The organism is Nostoc sp. FACHB-133 (genome assembly GCF_014698055.1).
Lineage (GTDB): Bacteria > Cyanobacteriota > Cyanobacteriia > Cyanobacteriales > Nostocaceae > Nostoc.
Window position 1 is genome coordinate 84,132 of record NZ_JACJSH010000022.1, and the last position, 18,851, is coordinate 102,982.

General features: G+C 41.3%; 16 protein-coding genes. 12 read left to right on the forward strand and 4 right to left on the reverse strand.

Annotation, left to right across the window (positions count from 1 at the left end):
• Positions 1-65: 65 nt before the first annotated feature.
• Both H6G86_RS19145 and H6G86_RS19150 read left to right on the forward strand, forming a co-directional pair.
• Entirely contained in the window at positions 66-743 is a 678-nt protein-coding gene (locus H6G86_RS19145; protein WP_114084009.1) for a potassium channel family protein, read from the forward strand.
• A 75-nt stretch (positions 744-818) separates the two neighbouring features.
• A complete protein-coding gene (locus tag H6G86_RS19150; RefSeq protein WP_190935616.1) occupies positions 819-1,376 on the forward strand; it encodes a DUF3124 domain-containing protein in 558 nt (185 codons plus the stop codon).
• A gap of 254 nt (positions 1,377-1,630) precedes the next feature.
• Here H6G86_RS19150 and H6G86_RS19155 read toward each other — a convergent pair whose 3' ends face one another.
• Both H6G86_RS19155 and radC read right to left on the reverse strand, forming a co-directional pair.
• On the reverse strand, positions 1,631-3,184 hold the full coding sequence (locus tag H6G86_RS19155; protein WP_190935617.1) for a cation:proton antiporter: 1,554 nt from the start codon (positions 3,182-3,184) through the stop codon (positions 1,631-1,633).
• Positions 3,185-3,616: 432 nt separating this feature from the next.
• Positions 3,617-4,348 carry a RadC family protein gene (gene radC, locus H6G86_RS19165; RefSeq protein ID WP_190935618.1) on the reverse strand — a complete coding sequence of 244 codons (732 nt, stop codon included), beginning with the start codon at positions 4,346-4,348 and terminating at the stop codon, positions 3,617-3,619.
• 163 nt (positions 4,349-4,511) lie between these two features.
• On the opposite strand from radC, the gene H6G86_RS19170 reads away from it, so the two are divergent.
• On the forward strand, positions 4,512-5,108 hold the full coding sequence (locus H6G86_RS19170) for a hypothetical protein (protein ID WP_242064861.1): 597 nt from the start codon (positions 4,512-4,514) through the stop codon (positions 5,106-5,108).
• Positions 5,109-5,213: 105 nt separating this feature from the next.
• On the opposite strand, the gene H6G86_RS19175 is transcribed toward H6G86_RS19170, so the two are convergent.
• Both H6G86_RS19175 and H6G86_RS19180 read right to left on the reverse strand, forming a co-directional pair.
• Positions 5,214-6,152: a phosphoribulokinase gene (locus tag H6G86_RS19175; RefSeq protein ID WP_190935657.1), complete on the reverse strand. Its 939-nt coding sequence runs from the start codon at positions 6,150-6,152 to the stop codon at positions 5,214-5,216.
• 344 nt (positions 6,153-6,496) lie between these two features.
• On the reverse strand, positions 6,497-8,488 hold the full coding sequence (locus tag H6G86_RS19180; protein ID WP_190935619.1) for an alpha-amylase family glycosyl hydrolase: 1,992 nt from the start codon (positions 8,486-8,488) through the stop codon (positions 6,497-6,499).
• Between the two features lie 439 nt (positions 8,489-8,927).
• Between H6G86_RS19180 and H6G86_RS19185 the strand changes: the two genes are divergently transcribed.
• The 9 genes from H6G86_RS19185 (at position 8,928) to H6G86_RS19220 (ending at position 18,825) form a co-directional block, all read left to right on the forward strand.
• The gene (locus tag H6G86_RS19185) at positions 8,928-9,590 is read left to right on the forward strand and encodes a class I SAM-dependent methyltransferase (protein WP_190935620.1); all 663 of its coding nucleotides are present in this window, start codon (positions 8,928-8,930) and stop codon (positions 9,588-9,590) included.
• 221 nt (positions 9,591-9,811) lie between these two features.
• Positions 9,812-11,197: an AAA-like domain-containing protein gene (locus tag H6G86_RS19190; RefSeq protein WP_190935621.1), complete on the forward strand. Its 1,386-nt coding sequence runs from the start codon at positions 9,812-9,814 to the stop codon at positions 11,195-11,197.
• A 293-nt stretch (positions 11,198-11,490) separates the two neighbouring features.
• Positions 11,491-13,053 (forward strand): AAA-like domain-containing protein, encoded by a 1,563-nt coding sequence (locus tag H6G86_RS19195; RefSeq protein WP_190935622.1) that lies wholly within the window; start codon positions 11,491-11,493, stop codon positions 13,051-13,053.
• A gap of 313 nt (positions 13,054-13,366) precedes the next feature.
• Positions 13,367-14,686, forward strand: a complete 1,320-nt coding sequence (locus tag H6G86_RS19200) for an eCIS core domain-containing protein (protein WP_190935623.1) — start codon at positions 13,367-13,369, stop codon at positions 14,684-14,686.
• A 29-nt stretch (positions 14,687-14,715) separates the two neighbouring features.
• Positions 14,716-15,048 (forward strand): barstar family protein, encoded by a 333-nt coding sequence (locus H6G86_RS19205; protein ID WP_190935624.1) that lies wholly within the window; start codon positions 14,716-14,718, stop codon positions 15,046-15,048.
• 153 nt (positions 15,049-15,201) lie between these two features.
• Complete coding sequence (gene recQ / locus H6G86_RS19210) at positions 15,202-17,361, forward strand: DNA helicase RecQ (RefSeq protein WP_190935625.1); 2,160 nt, start codon at positions 15,202-15,204, stop codon at positions 17,359-17,361.
• A gap of 82 nt (positions 17,362-17,443) precedes the next feature.
• Positions 17,444-17,638 (forward strand): Uma2 family endonuclease, encoded by a 195-nt coding sequence (locus tag H6G86_RS19215; protein ID WP_524538511.1) that lies wholly within the window; start codon positions 17,444-17,446, stop codon positions 17,636-17,638.
• A 5-nt stretch (positions 17,639-17,643) separates the two neighbouring features.
• Positions 17,644-17,775: a hypothetical protein gene (locus tag H6G86_RS39565; protein WP_277883642.1), complete on the forward strand. Its 132-nt coding sequence runs from the start codon at positions 17,644-17,646 to the stop codon at positions 17,773-17,775.
• A gap of 15 nt (positions 17,776-17,790) precedes the next feature.
• Positions 17,791-18,825 (forward strand): MFS transporter, encoded by a 1,035-nt coding sequence (locus H6G86_RS19220; RefSeq protein ID WP_313931205.1) that lies wholly within the window; start codon positions 17,791-17,793, stop codon positions 18,823-18,825.
• Positions 18,826-18,851: the final 26 nt, after the last annotated feature.

Sequence of the window (18,851 nt, forward strand, 5' to 3'; positions counted from 1 at the left end):
TACCAATGTATGTGTTTGTTAACCTGTAAAGTGAAGTAAAAATTCCAAGAATATCAGGAACAGCCATGTACGTACTAATAGGTGGAGCAGGCTTAGTGGGCCTAAGTTTAGCCCAAAAACTAGTAGAGCTAGGACATACTGTTGCTGTAATTGATATTGACCCTATTGCTTGCCGTTATGCCCGTGAACAAGTAGGAGCAATGGCTTTTGAAGGCAGTGCTGTGAGTACAGAAGTATTGCTAGAAGCTGGGATTCGCAAAGCAGGCTCCTTGGCAGCTGTATTAAGAAGTGATGCTCTAAACTTGGCAATGGTAACTCTTGCTAAACACTATGGTGTCACCCATATTTTGAGTCGGATGCGCCACCCCGATTTTGCCGAACCACTGCGGATAGCTGGAGCTAACCATATCATCAGTACTGTTGAACTATCAGTTTCAACAATGGTGAATGCCATTGAGTATCCCCAAGTAGAATCAATGATGCATTTTGAGCAAGGACAGATTGAGGTTCTGAAACTTGCCATCCCAAACAATTGCTATGTTGCTGGTCGTAGTGTTGCCGAAATTGCTCAGGATGCCCGATTTCCTAGTGGTTCGCTAATTATTGGTTATCAATCCCATCCCCACGAAGATTTGATGATTCCTAACGGCAGTACAATACTGGAACCTCATTCAACAGTGTTGATTGTGACTAAACCAGGATCTTTACATCAAGTCATTGATTTTATTGAGCAAAGATGTTGAGCGTAGTCTCTACCGAAACTCTTGATTAAGTGGCATTAGCTACCGTTGTATAAAAAATGGGTATAAATAGTTTTAATGAAGCCGTATCCATATATTTTAGCGATCGCTGTTATTTTTCTGGCATCTTGTCAATCAACAAATATTCCACCCAAGTCACAACCCAATACAACTCAAGCAACCCCAGTTCAAAAAATAGTAACGCTAGATAAGAATTTTAAGATAGCAAGCGGTCAAACTGTTTATGTTCCTGTCTATTCACATATCTATCATCATAATAAGCAGGAGATTTTCGAGTTAGCAGTTACACTCAGTATTCGGAATACAGATTTGACCAATCCGATCGTTATTACTTCTGTGCGCTATTACAACTCAGAAGGGAAATTAATTAAACAGTATTTGGAGCGTCCTATTCAACTTGATGCGTTAGCTTCGACAGATTTTTTTATAAATAGAAATGATACTAGTGGAGGTTTAGGCGCAAACTTTATTGTCGAGTGGGTAGCTCAAACAGAAATATCTGAACCTATAGTGGAGGCAGTCATGATTGGTACTGACTTCCAGCAAGGAATTTCTTTTATCAGTCCTGGTAGAGTGATTAAAAGTCAAAATAATAATAAGCGATCGCCTTCGTAATTCGTAATTCGTAATGGGCTACGCCCCGCTACGCTAACGTAATTCGTAATTAAGTTTTTCCTCGTTGCCATGCTTTGTATGAGAATGCATTCATTGAGTCTCTGACTTAATGTTTAACAGGAGGCAGCAGATTTTAATCAATCAGCAAAAGCTCAGAGGTTCATCAACAAAGCTCAAAGGTTCATCGACAAAGCTCAGACTATTCCCCATGCCCAATTCCCAATTCCCAATTCCCAATTCCCAATGCCCCATATTTAATCATCATCCAACTTCAGCAATTGTTCATCAAGATTTTGTATCCGTCCGCGCACAATTTCTTCTGAGAGAATTCGCTTCCGCATTGCCTCATTGAGCGCTCCTTTTTCTGCCAGCAGTAAACGGCGGCGAATGGCATCAAGTTTACCACTGCTGTTACTTTTGCCGTCTAACTCATCAGGACGACGATTATAAAGTTCCCGCAGTATCTTTTCTGCACCAGCAATTCGCACTTGATAAGCTGAACGCATCTCTTCATAAACAGCTTTTGGTAATACACCTGATTTCAACAAGCTATCTAATTCATCTTGTGCTGCCTTACCTGTCATCAACTGGGCTTGCAATTCTTCAACTTGTTGTTGAGTTTCTGAAAATTTAGATAATTTTAAGCGTTTTACCACCCAAGGCAAACTTAAACCCTGTCCCACTAACGACACCAGCACACTACCAAAAACTAAAGCGATCAGAACATCTCGCCCTGGTAGTGTTTCTGGTAAACTCAACGCCAGAGCCATTGAGAGCGAACCTTTGATGTTACCTAAAAAGAGTAAATGTTGCCAGCGCAACGGAATTGGACGGTCAATCAAACGAATCCCTGCTAGCAGAGGATAGACTGTAAGAACTCGCCCAACTTGATAAGCCAAAACTGCAAATATAATTGCAGGTAAAGTTCTCCAGAGGGTTCCCAGGTCTATTTCTACACCAATCAACAGAAAAATAAAGGTGTTGACGGTAAAACTGGCATATTCCCAAAAACTCAACAAGGTGATGCGACTAGAAGCAGAAGTATTCTGAGAAAGCCCTAAATTTCCGAAAATTAATCCCGCGACAACTACAGCCACCGCACCCGATACACCGAGAAATTGCCCAACCTGAAAAGTTCCTAATGCAACTGCAACTGTCAGTAACAAGCTGCTAAGGGCATCATCTAAACGGGCGAATACAGGTATGCTCAAGTAGCCCAAGACTAACCCTACTAAGCAGCCTCCTAAAGAGATAAATAGCAGTTGTTGGATTCCCTCTATAAATGTGAGTGAACCTGTAGAATATACTTGCAAAATTAGGTTGAATGAAACTAAAGCAGCTGCATCATTAAATAAAGTTTCTCCTTCAACGATGGTGGAAAGCCGGGAGGGTACTGGTATTTCCTTAAAGACGGCAATCATGGAAACTGTATCAGTATTTGCCAGAATTACTCCGACAAATAACGCAGGTATCCAACTCAGTCCCAGCCCAAATTTTAACAGGGCGGCAATAATCGCACTGGAAAGCACAGCCCCAGGGCCAGCTAGCAGGGCAATTGGTTTAAACGTGCTGCGTAGGCGGCTGACATCTGTATTAATGCCAGCTTCAAAGATGAGAATTGGCAAGAAAAGATTCAAAACAAGGGTTGGATTTAAACCAATCGGACGAGATAATAGCTCAGTGATTGGTAAACCTGCCAATACTAAACCCGTCACATAAGGGATTCGCAACCACCGGGATAGCAAAGCTACTCCTGTAGCAAGCAGCAAAAGAATAATTGAAACTTTGACTAATTGAGTTACATCCACTATTACGTTCTAAAAAGTTATCTTGACTTTATTGATGCTACATTAGCAACGTCAAAGTGTGGGTTCTGGTTTTCAATAAAGAGCCGCAATGGAAGACTCAAAGTTGGTAAGCGCTCAAAAAATTATGACTGCGGAAACAGTAGCCGAAATCGGCTATCGTGGTCGTTTGAAAACAAAACTCTTGTAGTTCCTGGAATTAAAAATAAGCTTCTTGCTGAATCCGTAAAATTTACTCCCAGAAAGCTAGTCACTAAACTAGTCAGAAATATGCAGAAAAGTAAATAAGTTGTAACATAGCAATCCTAAATCAAACGCGCAGAAACAAGATCCCCGACTTCTTAAAGAAGTCGGGGATCTGCGGGTTGCAATTCTCACAAGTCTTTAATTACGAATTACGTTAGCGTAGCGGGGCGTAGCCCATTACGAATTATTTTAATCCCCTTGCGGATGTTCATCCCACAAGGCTGTTATTTCCCGTAAACTCTGATGATTCCCATTACCCAAAATCAGATGATCTAGTACCGGAATGCCCAAAAGCTGCGCCCCTGCTAACAACTGGCGCGTCAATTCTATATCTTCCTGGCTAGGTTCAAGGTTTCCAGAAGGGTGATTGTGGGCAACTATTGCCCGCGTTGCACCTTGACGAATAACTTCCCGGAAAATATCACGCGGAGAGGCTAGGGTTTCGGTTGCTGTGCCAATGGTAATTACTTGCGTACCTAGCAAGCGATTCTTAACATCTAATAGCACCACTGCAAAACGTTCTTGTGTCTGCCACATCAAATCTTGACTGAGGGTAGCGGCAGCAGCAAGTGGGCTATCAATTAATGTTCCGTCATTCGGTCGAGATTGAAAGGCGCGTTTGCCCAATTCAATTGCTGCTAATATACTTGTTGCCTTTGCCGGGCCAACACCAGAAATTAGCATCAACTCTGCGGGGCTAACTTCTCGCAAAACCGCCAAAGGATCGCGTTGGTGTTTGCCTAATTCGCTCAAAATAAATTGTCCCAAACCCACAGCAGATAGTTTTCCTGGACCTTGACCAGTGCCTAGAAGAATTGCGATTAACTCTGCTGTGGCTAAAATTTTGGCACCATGCGTCATTAATCGCTCACGCGGACGCTCATTTGTAGGTAGGTCAGCAATTCTGAGGCAATAGGTCATAAACAAAGAAAATCGTCACCACACATCAAACTATCCTTAGTTATCCCTCGTTTGCTTCCCAAATCATCTTTATTTGAGAAAATCTTTAACCTTGGTAAGTTTGTGTGGGTAATTTCATTTGCAACTTTCAAAGGGAAAACTAAAAATAATATGATTTAGGGCGATGCCTACGGCGGTAAACTACGCTATGTTTGACGATATATTCAACAATCTCAAAGGTTTCATTGACTCTAAAATTCAAGAAGTCGGTAACGATTTGCAAAAGCGCTTCGGCATTCCTGAACCCACAGAGCCATTTGTGCTGATTCGTCGATTCACAACTGCCGATTCCACAGTGACAAGGGGAGGTCTTGCAATTGTCGGAGAAAGCTGGCGAATTGAAGCCTATGACGACAATACTCAGCATTTAATGATTAGTACAGATCCTTTGCGAAATGTCATCTTGTTTGAAGTTGCATCGCCCGATGTCCAAGAGTGTGTTCTTGCTTGTCAATTTAACGCGAAAGCGCTAGACACAGAAAAACCAATTAAAGTGAGTTTAGGTTTACGTAGACCAGGACAATGGGGTGAAATGAGAACAACTTCATGGTCTACAGGAGTTTCACCAACGGAAAATTTTAAGTCTTACGAAGCGCGTGCCCATTTTAAAAAAGAAGCCGATGCTGCCAAAGTTCAAATTAGTGTGCAATTTGAGAGTAGTGGCATTCTTGAGATTAGAGATATTGAACTGCTGCAAGCCCCCGTCAAGCCACAATCATGAGCAATATCTAAAGTTTGAGTAGCATAAGTATAGTGCGATCGCATAATTCAACAGCCCAACACTATACGCGATCGCAAACTCGTAAAACCCCTCCATCTTCGCTGATTATTGATAAATTTGCGTTGCTTTCAGCATGTGGTAGGTAATGATTAGCTGGGTGAGAGCTAGGGGGTAACTTTGCAATGTCTCCCCGGTTGTACCAGCAATTTTACCCAGTTCAGGATTACTTTCGCGATCGCAAAGGTTTCGGAGATGGGGCATATCAGAACAAATAATATGCTCTAATTTATTCACCTGTTCTAAGGTGGCATGACCATCAACTTCTAAGACATCTACAGGCTTACTCATATCCCTGTCTAATCCCAGACGGATGGCTGAGTCAGAATTGCCATAGCTAGAATTGGTAATTACAGTGAAATCTGGATGGGGAATTGTCGGACGCAGTACCAGTCTGACATTCAGGTGTCCATTGGTTTCATCGTCTTCATCAGTCGGTGGATAGAAACTAATGACTATATCAGACCATTGCCTTTGTGGACGAATAAACTGTGCCGAGTCTGGTTCGCGCTTTTCTAGTTCTGCTAGGACTTGTTCAGCTGTGTAGCCCCGTTTTTGCGTATCTCGCTTGACTTTCCACTTAGCACGGACTTGTTCAGGAGGCGCAAGATAAACTTTAACATCGTAAGAATCACGGGCGGCACGAGTAGAATAACCGAGTAATCCTTCGATAATCACAAATTTACTGGGCTTGATATACTGCGGTGGCTCGAATGTGCCTGTTTTATGACTATAAACTGGCTTGAGAATGGGCTGTCCTGTGCGTAGCAGCGACAGGTGTTGCTGCATAATATCTAGATGGTTGCAGTCAGGGTGGAGGGCAGTGATGCCAATTTCTGCACGTTGTTGGCGATCGTAACGGTGGTAATCATCTGTACAGATGATTGTGACATTTTCTGGGCCGAGTGCCTGAGCGATTCCCCGCGTTAGTGTTGTTTTCCCAGCAGCGCTGTCGCCGACAATACCAAGGATTATTGGACGGCTCATCATACCTCCCAGAATAAAAGTAAGTTTATTAATACAATTTCCCTACAATAGTTTTAATTCTAGAAGGGTTTAGGCAAGTAACTCAAGCAAAGCCTTGGTATGCAATATCTCTACATATAAAATATCTGTGCGCTGGTTTATTGCAATCTACATAGCTGATGAGTCAAAAGAGGCAAGGGAGCAGGGGACAGGGGGAAAGGGAAAAAGTTAAAAGGGAAAGAACTTTATATATCGTGCCTTTCACTCCTTTTGCCCTTAACCTTTTCCCTTTAACCGAGCAGTATTGGGTCAGGTTGGCTTACCATACCTGACCTAACATCATCTTTTACTGAGCGGTATCACTATTAAACTAGAGCGTACACTTTCGCTTCCCAGGGGAAGATGCCTTCTCTACCTACCCATTCTGATGGAACTATCCGCTCTTGAGTAATTTCCTTCCACTGCTTGCCAACTGGGGTTGCAGGCCAATTCGGGACTCTGTACTCAGAATCAGGAGGAGTACCGTAGTCAGAGAAATTCGCCACTACAACTACTAATTGATCGGCTTTATTACCACGTTGCCAGACTAGAACTCGCTTACCCTCATTAAAGTCAACATGAATAAATTTAGTATCATTCACAGCTAAAGCATGAGAAGTTTTACGCAAGCGAACTAACCTCGCAACATATTGGAAAATTCGTTGCCGCCAATCATCTTTTACACGGCTGTAGTTAACTGGGTCAATTTGCTTATGATCATCTGTTGGAGGCAAATCTTGTTGATCGGCAAATTCATCTCCGGCAAGGATCATGGGAATTCCTACAGAGGTCAGCAGGGAAACAAATGCTAACTTAATACGCGGTTCAGTATCAGCAATTCCATTACTAACCAAGTAGCTAAAGAAACGCTCGTTACCATAACCGCCAACATCATGGGAAGTTATATAGTTTACTGCCTGAGAACCATCTGTAAAGCCTAAGTTTCGGCAATCAATTAGTTTGCGGATACTCCACTCAAAGCTGGGTTCATCCCAGGCATTTTTACCTAAAATCACTTGTCGGATAATTTGCTTGAACTTTTCATTCCAAAGTCCATCGAGACGATTTTGTTGGATGAGAGATAGGGGTACACTCAACTCTTCGCCAACTACGAGGAAGCGATCGCCACTTCCGCCTCTTTTGTCCCAAAGGGTGCGGGCAAAATCCTTAAATTCCTGCAAAAAGTCATAGTTGGCAATATTGTTCACGCTATCCAACCGCAGACCATCAACCCGATAGTATTCTAACCAATGGGCAATATGGGCTTTTAAGTATTCACGAGCTGGCACAAGCCTGGACTTTTGCCCAGTAATGGGATTATAGCCCTCTACCCAATAGTTGTACTTAAATAAATCCCCACCAAAGCCATCTCTTGACCCTTGTTCTGGATCGCCACTGGCCCATTTGATGTAAAATTCCAAAAAATTAACGTTATGGTAAGGATTATTCCGCGAGAATGCCATCACCACATCCACAAAAAAGCGCAATCCTTGCTGATGGCAGGCTTTAATCAGATTAGCTAAATCAGTTGAAGCAGTCGGTGCTGACTGGTTATCTGGACGGCCTAAGTCAAAATCTGCTGCAAAATAATTTGCTGTACCATAGCCCCAATTGAGATTATCATCGCTGTCTTCTGGTGGCAGAAGTTCTAAAGCGTTGATTCCCAGTTCCACAAGATGAGCGCGGTTCTTCAAGGCTGTGAGCATGGGAAAAGTAGGAGCGATCGCTTCTGGTATTAACAGTGCCAGTACGTCACGAAATGTCCCGACTCCTTCTTCAATCAATCCATTTGGGTTAATCTTTGTCCATCGGGTCGGTAATTCGTAAATCACCAGTTGATTATTGGTTGGCAGTGTCTCTAAAGGAGCATCGCCTTCCCAATTTACAGTTTGCCCTTCGGGATCACAGGGAATCAACGTCCCATTTTGATAAAGCACGACGCTTGCCGGATCGAAGCTATTAACGCCTCCCGATTCTGACGGCGTTGGTGCAGGAAAGCGCCGATCTACAGTCGTCGCTGTTGGATCTGTACAGTAGAGAATTTGGTTAGCATTGGCAGCTGCGTAGGGTTCTGAGTTGCGGACTTTAAACCAGTAAAAGTATACCTGTCCTTCAATCAGACCAGATTCTTTAGCCGAAACTTCCCACAATTCTGGAAATTCTGCTGATTGACGAAGCGGAATTTCTCTAAATTGAGCTAATCTGTCTGGGTTTTCGGGAGTAGTGTTGCCAATGTAAAGAGTGGGAGCTAGTTCTGAAGCACCGACACGCCACAAGACAAAATGAGTTTTTTTGCGGCTTAATAGATCGATAGGCATTAGAAAAACCTCTAGGTTATCAAAGTTCAGCTATGAAGTTCTTACACAACAGCCGAGCTTTATTCCAGATGATAAGTCGGTCGGCGCAATTAAAGCTAACTGGCAAAGGCTGTCATTTCCTAGATTTCTCACAAGTGAGAAATCTAGGAGTGTGGGAGGTGTCGGAGGTGTGGGAGGTGTGAGAAATGAGCGTGAGTGTGGGGGGTGTGGGAAGGGTGGGAGGCAATGCAGTGTTCATTGATGTGCAGTTATTCAATTTCTCCTCTTCCTCCCGTTTCTCCCCACCCTCCCCACACCTCCCACACTTTCCACACTCCTCTGCCTACAGTATCGTGAGAAATCCGGGATTTGTCCTTTGTCATTTGTCATTGGTAAGGGCTTTAAGCCTAAAAACCAGATAATTAGTCTGTGGGGTTTAGGTAAAAGAAAAACGCACGTTATGACCACTCAAACACTAGGACTCGAACACAACCTTTATGACTATTTACTATCAGTCTCTCTCCGAGAACCAGAAATTTTAACCCAATTGAGGCAAGAAACAGCCCAGCATCCAGTAGGTAGAATGCAGATTGCTCCTGAACAGGGGCAATTTTTGGCGTTACTGGTGCAGTTGCTGGGAGCGAAAAAAACTTTGGAAGTTGGGGTATTTACAGGTTATAGTTCCCTGGTGGTAGCCTTGGCGTTACCGAGCGACGGGAAGGTGGTAGCCTGTGATGTGAGTGAAGAATTTACAACGATCGCTCGGCGTTATTGGCAGCAAGCGGGAGTGGCGGATAAAATTCAACTGCACATTGCCCCAGCTTTGGAGACTTTAGATCGGTTACTAGCAACGGGAGAAGCGGAAACCTTTGATTTTGCTTTCATCGATGCAGATAAGAGCAACTATGATGGTTATTATGAGCGATCGCTGCAATTAGTGCGAAGAGGGGGACTGATTGCGATCGATAATGTTCTATGGTCAGGCAGGGTTGCCGACCCCCAAGTGCAGGATAATAGAACTAAAAGGATTCGTGCCTTTAATCAAAAGCTGCATCAAGACCAGCGAGTTAGTCTGAGTTTAGTAGCGATCGCAGATGGTTTGACTCTGGCACTGAAAAAGTGATGTCTTTCTAACTTTTCAAAACCCAATCCGCTTAGGTTAATACTTGACTTTCCCTAATCTTGCTTAAAAATAAGCAAGCTTTTTGAAGTAAGCAATATTAAATTATAGTTTAAAAAACTGTATTCTTAGAAATTTATTTTTCTTTTTTTAAGTATTTATTCGGTTGTATATTATTAATAGATCAAAATAGATAACTATATCTAGTAATTGTTTAAACTTTAATGTCCGTGGAAGATATTCTGCAAGCAGTAGAAACAATTCTGCAAGACAAGCCTCTTGCTTCCATTCAGTGCTTTGTGCTGTCTCAGTCGTGGTTGGGCAAAACCTATGGTGAAATGGCAGAGGAATCAGGCTACCGCGACAATTACATCAAAGAAGTTGGCTCTGAGTTGTGGCAAGACCTTTCCATCGCACTTGGAAAAAAAATAACCAAAAAAAATCTGCATTTAGCCTTGAAGAAATATCTGCAAGAAAAAATAGGTGATCGGGAAAATCAGAGCCAACAAGAATTCAATGAAAAATCTAATTTAGAAATGGTGTCTCCAGACTCTTTTTCAGCAAGCAAGATTGAATTTCCTAGCGGCCCCGTACCACTGGGTTCTCCTCTTTACATCAACCGCCCTCCTCTGGAAGAACTTGTTTGTAACGAGATTTTATACCCTGGTTGCTTAATCCGAATCAAAGCACCTAGAAAGACAGGAAAAAGTTCGCTGCTCAACCGGATGATTGCTTATGCTAGAGAGCAAGGTTATCAAATCGTCTATTTGGACTTTCAAGAAGCCGATCAAGACGTTTTTGCTTCTCTTGATAAATTTTTGCGTTGGTTTTGTGTCAATGTCAGCAGACAGTTAAATCTCCTTCCCTGTCTGGATGATTTTTGGGATACGGAAATGGGCAGCAAGGTAAGCTGCAAAATCTATTTTGAAGCATATTTACTGCAATACATTGATAATAGTCCTCTAGTTTTGGCTTTGAATGAAGTTCATCGAGTTTTTGAACATCCCAATATTGCCCAAGATTTTCTGCCAATGCTGCGATTTTGGCACGAACAAGCAAAGCAGGATCAAATCTGGCAAAAACTACGGATGGTGGTAGTTCACACCACAGAAATATATATTCCACTAAAGCTTAATCAATCGCCTTTCAATGTCGGGATCACAATTACGCTGCCACCATTGACTCTCAATCAGGTACAGAATTTAGCATTGTCTTATGGACTAAATTGTGCAGCCGAATCCGAAGGGGAAAAACGCCTTGCACCCTTACAAGCAATGGTAGGAGGACATCCCTATTTGGTGAGCCTTGCGCTTTATCATCTATGTCAGGAGGAAATGACATTAGAGGTATTACTAGAAACTGCATCTACACCAGTGGGAATTTACAGTCAGCATTTACGGGAACTGTTGAGCTTACTGCAAAAAGACCCAAAATTGATGTCAGCTATGCAACAGGTAATTGCAACAGATGAAAAAGTAGAGCTAGACGCGATCGCTGCTTACAAGCTAGAAAGTATGGGTTTGGTTAAACTCAACGGTAATCAAGCTCATGTTATGTGTGAGTTATATCGCCTTTACTTTAGCCAACAGCTTGGAAAGCACTCAGGATAGTAATGGTTCTGGTAGACTGTTGAAAGATAAATAATCAAAATAAGTAATTCTTGTTCTTAAACCTCATCTATGTTAAAACCTAGAGTTTTTTAAAAGATATATTTATGTAGGTTGGGTGGAGTGAAACGTAACCCAACATTACCACCAAATTTTATGTTGGGTTACGCTATCGCTGTACCCAACCTACAAAACTATGGTTCTCAAGGTAGACGAGGTTTAATATGAATTTTATCAATTGTTCCGATAGAAATTTATTTATTAAGAACGAGAACTAATTTAAAATTTTAAATCACATGAACAGTTATCGATATCAAGTTGGTGGCACTTTAACCAGTGATGCTCCTAGCTATGTTGAGCGCAAAGCAGATGTGGAACTTTACGAAGCCTTAAAGCATGGTGAATTTTGCTACATCCTAAGCAGTAGGCAAATGGGCAAATCTTCACTTATGGTAAAAACCAAGCATCGCTTGCAACAAGAAGGCTTTCGATGTGTCACCATTGATATGACTAATATTGGTTGCGAAAATATAACTCCCGAACAGTGGTATAAGGGAGTCGTAGGCGATTTGTGGCTGGGTTTTAAACTGTTAGGAAAAGTCAATTTAAAAACCTGGTGGCAAGAAAAAAATGATATTTCTTTGGCTCAGAAACTTAGTCGGTTTATATCAGAAATTCTGTTAGTTCAGTTTCCTCACGAAAGGCTATTCATTTTTATTGATGAAATTGATAGTATTCTCGGTCTCGATTTTTCTGTGGATGATTTTTTTAGCTTGATTCGGTTTTGCTATAACCAACGAGCAATTGATCCAGAGTATACTCGGATTACATTTGCAATTTTTGGTGTTGCTACACCTTCAGATTTAATTTTATATCAAAATCATATTACAAAGTTTAATTTTGGTAAAGCTATCCGAGTAAATGGCTTTACATTTGAAGAAGCTCAACCACTATCTTTAGGACTGGATATTAAAGACAATCATCCCCAAAAAGTTTTGAAGGAAGTATTAGCTTGGACAAAAGGGCAACCATTTCTGACTCAAAAGCTGTGTCGGTTACTTGTTAGTCTATCTCAAGATGATGTGGGTAGAAAGTTAAAAATTCCCCCTGGTACAGAAGAATTTTGGATAGAAAATGTGGTGCGATCGCACATCATCGATCAATGGGAATCACAAGATGAACCAGAACATTTGCGGACAATTCGCGATCGCATCCTCAGAAATGAACAAATCGCCGCCAGATTGCTAGGAATTTATCAGCAAATCCTCCAAGGAGTGGAAGTACCAGCCGATGATAGTCGAGAACAAGTAGAACTATTGCTGTCTGGTTTGGTGGTTAAAAAGCAAGGTTTTCTCCAAATCAAAAACCGAATTTATGAAGAAGTTTTCAATTTAGAATGGGTTGGAAAAAAATTAGCTTACCTTCGCCCCTACTATGAAACTTTCAATGCGTGGATAGCCTCAAAAGAAAATGATGAATCTCGCCTATTGCGCGGACAAGCCTTGATTGATGCCCAAAACTGGGCACATGGCAAAAGCTTGAGCAATTTAGATTATCGATTTTTAGCTGCTAGTGAAGAATTAGATCGGCGAGAAATGCAGCAATCATTAGAAGCCGAACGTGCTAAAGAAGTTGAAGCACGACTTGCAGAACAACAAAAAAGATTAGCTCAACAAAAGAGAACTTCCACAATCGTATCGCTCTTACTTGCGGGTATGACAATCAAATTGGTGATTTCTATAGTGTGGGGAGTGTCGCTTTTACGAAAGATTGATGCTTTAGAATCGCAGTTAAAATGTAACCAAATAGGACATCAAGGCAAAGTAATAACTGCAAATTCTCGCTTAGGTGGATGCTGACTAAATTTGGGATTTGAGATTTTGCAGTAAGCTGTCGTGCATTTAATTTGTATAGCTAATGGCAAGATTACCACCACCCCACAAGAGATTTATTTTTTGGACGATGGAAATTAAAATATTTTCAACTTATTCATGAAATTTGCATTGATAGAATAGTAATCTCTGTCCTTGGATAGATGAATACATTTTCTAAGCCATAAAATAATTCTATGTAGTACTAAATATATATTTATTTCGATAAAGTTATTATCAAATTTCAGTAGACCGAAAGCTTAATGCCAGGTTATGTGCAAATAAATAAATTCTAAAAACAATGCAGAATAAGAAATTGTCAAAGACTTCCTCATCTATCTGTACCAATTCTCATACAGCAGAACAAAATCCTAAATTGGCCTACAAACCGTTTGGTAGCCAAGTTCAAAAAGCATCTGTTGCACTAGTGACAGAAACAGACATGGAGGATATTACCTTTGCACAACAAAGTATTGAGGCAACCGGACTAGAATTACAAGCAAAATATGGCAAGATTACGCCAGAGTCACAGGAACGGCTGACTGTGCTGCAAGCCAAGATGGATGGATTATTGAATTCTCGACTGGAACATACGACCCGATTTGGTCATAACTTTGCCAATATTCCACTAAGAAGACCAGACATACCAATTCAGGCAAAGCTGACAATTGGGGAACCTGGAGATCAGTACGAGCAAGAGGCGGACGAAACAGCACGTCAGGTTGTGCAAAGTATTCATCAGCCACAGAGCGATAAACTTCAGCGAGAAGAGTTACCAGATGAAGAAGAACTGCAAATGAAACCAGAGGGCAATATTCAGCGCGAGTCATTATCTGATCAAGAAGATGAATTGCAAAGGTCGCCGATAGTGCAGCGTGTTTCAGATGGTGGTATGGCAGCAACACAAGATTTGGAAGCATCCATCAATCAGGCACGGGGTGGGGGACAGCCATTGGCAAACAATATCCGTGAACCGATGGAGCAAGCATTTGGGGCTGATTTCAGTAGGGTGAAGGTTCACACAGATACTCAGGCTGACCAGTTGAATCAGTCGATACAGGCGAAGGCGTTTACGACAGGGCAGGATGTGTTCTTTCGGCAGGGGGCGTATGAGCCGGGGAGTGGAGGAGGACAGGAGTTGCTGGCGCATGAGTTGACTCATGTGGTGCAGCAGACAGAGTTAATCCAGCGTCAATTGACTAACATGCCTGTGGTTAAACACCTTGGTAATGAACATAGAATTCATCGAGCTGTATATAAAGAGGGAGGGAAGGGAGCAGTAACGATTCCTGCTGAGGCAAGGTCTATATACACGTGGGTGACTACTAAAACAAGTATTCAACCTGGTGGCAGTAACCACATTGTCAATGTACATGCAAGAGGATTGTCTGGGTTCAAAAAAGGTGGACAAGAATACGTTGGAGGCAGAGTCTTTAACAACAATGCCATGCCAGACGGCAACAAACTACCCTATGCTAGTGGTCAGACATATCAAGAATGGGACATCCATCCCAGCCAACTGGGAGTTAACCGTGGTACAGATAGGATCATCACAAGTAGCGATGGAAAAGCCTATTTCACTAATGACCACTACAACAATTTCACGGAGTTCCGTTTCTAATCTGGTTATGATTTGAGGAGGAAAAACTGATGAGCCATGTGGAAATCGACTTGGCAAACGTCAACGACTGGAAATCTTTCCATACTGAGTTTGCAGAGGTCATGGGCTTTCCAGAATTCTATGGGCACAATATGAACGCCTGGGAAGACTGTATGTCTGATCTATCAAGACCCAATACAGTTGGTATGACAAAGGTTGTTGTCCCTGAAGGAGAAGACCTAGTTTTAATTTTGTCAGCATCCATTGAGTTTCGTTTACGTCAACCAGATATATTTACTGCTTTGCTAGATTCTACTGCTAACCTAAATCGTATGAAGGTCACAGTTCCAGGTGCAAGCCGATTACTCTTGTTGCTATTGTGAGGCAAAATGCAAAATAAGGAAGTGCCTCAATTCCAAACAGAGTGCGATCGCCAATAGAAATGCAGGTGTGACCAAAGCTGCCGATGATGTGAGTTAAAATCCTGATATCTTCAATAACTACTCACGCAGACAGCCTCCGAAAAAGCGATCGCTATGCTTCAGTATCCCCATCTCGAACAAGCGCTAAAATATCACTTCGGTTACGACAGGTTCCGCCCCGGACAACGGCAAATTATCGAAGATGCGCTGCAAAATCGAGATTTAATGGTTGTGATGCCGACTGGCGGGGGAAAATCTCTATGTTTTCAACTACCAGCATTGTTAAAAAATGGATTAACGGTGGTAGTGTCGCCGTTAATTGCTTTGATGCAAGACCAAGTAGAAGCACTGCGAAATAATAATATTAACGCGACATTTATTAATAGCAGTTTGAATGCTTACAAGGTGCGATCGCGGGAAGAAGCCATCCTCAGTGGTAAAGTAAAATTACTATACGTCGCCCCTGAACGTCTCCTCAGTGAAAGGTTTCTCCCATTTCTCGATTTAGTTAAAGAAAAAATCGGTATTTCTAGCTTCGCTATTGATGAAGCGCACTGCGTTTCGGAATGGGGACATGACTTTCGTCCAGAATATCGCCAGTTGAAATCTCTGCGGAAACGCTATCCTGATGTTCCTACCGTTGCTCTCACCGCTACAGCAACTGATCGCGTCCGTAGTGATATCATTCAACAACTAGGACTAAAACAACCTAGCATTCATCTTGCCAGTTTTAACCGTGAAAATCTTTATTACGAAGTTCGTCCTAAAACTAAATATGCTTACGCTGAATTATTAGAACTAATTCGAGAAACTGAAGGTTCGACAATTATTTATTCTTTAACTCGTAAAAAAGTTGATGAACTAACTTTTAAACTACAAAATGATAAAGTTATTGCTCTACCTTATCACGCCGGATTAAGTGATGAAGAACGTAGTAGTAATCAAACGCAATTTATTCGAGATGATGTCCGAGTAATGGTAGCAACAATCGCCTTTGGAATGGGAATTAATAAACCCGATGTGCGATTGGTAGTTCACTTTGATCTGCCCAGAAATATAGAAAGTTATTATCAAGAATCTGGTAGAGCAGGTAGAGACGGAGAACCATCTCGCTGTACAATATTTTTCAGCTTTGGTGATGTTAAAACAATTGAATGGAGTATCGATCAAAAAACTGACCCTCAAGAACAGTTGATTGCTAAACAACAACTGCGGCAGATGATCGATTATGCTGAAGGCACTGATTGTCGGCGAACTATTCAACTAGGTTATTTTGGAGAAAGGTTTCCTGGGAATTGCGGTAACTGTGACAATTGTCGTCATCCCAAACCCATGCAAGATTGGACAGTTGAAGCCATGAAGTTTTTATCTTGTGTGGCGCGTTGCAAAGAAAGATTTGGGATGCTACACATAATTGATGTGTTGCGGGGGGCAAAAAAAGACAAAATTATTCAATACGAACACAATAAACTTTCCACCTACGGTATTGGTAAAGATAAAACTCTAGATGAATGGCGAATGTTGGGGCGATCGCTTTTACATCAAGGGTTAATAGAACAAACTAGCGATGGTTACTCAGTTTTAAAACTAAATGCCTTAAGTTGGGAAGTAATGCGAAAACAACGCACAGTTTCCCTAGCTGTAACCACAGTCCAAAAGATTAGCTGGGAACAGGGGAGTGAAAAAGCAGAAGAAGCAGAAATATTATTACAGAAGTTGCGATCGCTACGTAAAGAATTGGCTGATGAGCAATCTGTACCACCTTACGTCATCTTCCACGATTCCACTTTAAAATTGATGGTACAGGTGCAACCCCAAAACTTAACTGAATTTGCCAAACTTTCTGGTGTTGGTAGTCATAAACTCGCTCAATATGGCGAAAAGTTTATTACAGAAATTCGCGCCTATCGCCAAGAAAAAGGTTTGCAAAATAAATCTGTTACTTCCATATCCTCTCCCAACTCATCTTCTTCTTACACCGAATTACAGACATTACAATTACATCAACAAGGTTTAAATATTGCTCAAATTGCCAAAAAGCGGAACCTTAGTCCGGCAACAGTTAGCAATCATTTAGAAAAACTAATTGAGAAAAATCAGCCAGTTGATTTAAATCAATTAGTACCTTTAGAACACCAACAAAAAATTTGGCAAGTTTTAGAAGTACTCGGTGACATTTCTCTTACTCCCATTAAAGAACAACTAGGCGAAAGCTACACTTTTGATGAAATTCGCTTAGTGCGGTGTAAGTGGCGGCGTGACAATCGCAAGTGATGATTTGCTAAGGACGATTCATTATGAATGACAATAAGAAAATGAACGAGGGAGAGAAATCAAAACTCGCAAATTTGCCAAAATCAAACTTTATTCTTCCAGAGGAGTAAAAGAATATTGGATTGCTGATTGGCGATCGCGTAAACTAGAGGTCTATCGGCGCGAACAAAGTCAACTTAACTTGGTAGCCACCTTATTTATTAGTGATAATATAATTTCTCAGCTATTACCTGGTTTTAGCTGTAATGTAACCAGTTTTTTCCTGTATAAATTTTAGGTTGAATGGAAAAACAAATCTCAAGTAGCGGATTAACCAAAATCCAGGTACTGATTATGGCGATCGCATCTGGTGTCTGTGTTGCCAACATTTATTATAATCAGCCAATCCTCAAAGATATTGCATCTTCTTTTTAAGTTGGTGAAGGCGAAGTGGGTAGTATATCTGTGCTTTCGCAAGTTGGTTACGGTTTTGGGCTGTTCTTTTTAATCCCCTTGGGCGATAAAATCAACAAGAAAAAGTTAATTCTTTCCTTACTGATATGTTTGTTTTGTTTGTTGATACTCATGACGTTTTCACAAAACATCATCGAAGTTTGGATATTGAGTGTAGCGATTGGGATTGCGACAGTATCGGCTCAAGTTATTCTTCCCTTGGCAGCAAGTATAGATAGAGTAACTACAGGCAAAACTGTAGGCTACATTTTTACTGGTATATTGATTGGAGTTTTAGGAGCAAGAGTTTTTAGTGGATATATTGCTGAATGGTTGAATTGGCGTTATGTATATGGATTTTCGGCAGGAATGGTTTTAATTGTTACTGTCTTACTAAATATATATTTACCTAATATCAAAAATGAATTTAACGGTTATTACTTGGAATTATTAAACTCAACAATTCAACAATTTAAACGCTTTTCTTTGTTAAGAGAAGCGTCTTTAATTGGTGGGTTATTGTTTGGTGTATTTTGCTCATTTTGGACAACGCTGACTTTCCATTTAAGCGGGGCGCCTTTCAATTTTCAATCTGACACAATTGGAATGTATGGTTTTGTGGCGATCGCAGGTGCATTGATGGCACCAGTTTTTGGTAAACTAGCCGATCGAGGTAACTCGCAACGTTCCTTGACAATTGCTGTATCGCTCGTCATTGCAAGTTTAGTAATTGCTAAAATTGCTTCTAGTTCAGCGATCGCGATCGCTGTTGCTGTATTGTTACTAGATGTAGGTGTACAGGCAATCCAAGTCACCAATGTCGCAAGGATATACACTCTTGATGCTCAATCAAATAGTCGCATCAACACAGTTTACATAACTATCTATTTTATCGGCGGTGCTGTCGGTACTAGTATTGGTTTATTATGCTGGAATCTTGGTGGCTGGAATTTGGTGACTTGGCAAATGTTAGTTTTTACTTTGCTCGGATTTCTTATTATCGTCAGACCTAAAAAGATTTCAGGTAAATGAAGTACATATATAAAACCCAAAACCTT